This is a genomic window from Mesorhizobium sp. M1D.F.Ca.ET.231.01.1.1 (genome assembly GCF_003999155.2).
In the GTDB taxonomy this organism is placed as follows: domain Bacteria; phylum Pseudomonadota; class Alphaproteobacteria; order Rhizobiales; family Rhizobiaceae; genus Mesorhizobium.
The window spans coordinates 1-388 of the sequence record NZ_RZOZ02000089.1 but is presented as its reverse complement, the minus strand read 5'-3'; the positions used below and the strand labels follow the sequence as shown (position 1 = coordinate 388).

The window sequence follows — 388 nt, the reverse complement described above, 5'->3', positions numbered from 1 at the left end:
TGCTTTGCTACAGCCTCTATTCGGTGGGCCTGCGCCTCAAGCCTGCAATCCGCTGGCAGAGTTTCATGCTGGCGCTGTCGATCGCCGCGCTGTTGATCTCCCTGCCCTTCGTCACCTGGGAGATCGCGGCCGGCCGCGCCATCATGCCGGACGCGTATGGATGGGCGCTCACGCTCTACACGGCGCTTGGCGCCTCGGTCGTTTCGCAGGTTCTCTACATCAAGGGCAACGAGCTGATCGGCGCCAACCGCGCAGGCCTGTTCATCAACCTAGTGCCGATTTTCGGCATGCTGCTTTCGGTGCAGATCGTCGGCGAGCAGTTTCAGCCCTATCAGGCCCTCGCGCTCGCGCTGGTGCTCGGCGGTATCGCGCTCGCCGAATACAGCGG

Annotated in this window: 1 protein-coding gene; it reads left to right on the top strand. The window is 63.7% G+C overall.

Annotated elements, in window-relative coordinates; translation table 11 throughout:
• Positions 1-388: DMT family transporter (locus EN874_RS32420; protein WP_135884720.1), on the top strand; the 388-nt coding region annotated here is incomplete at both ends.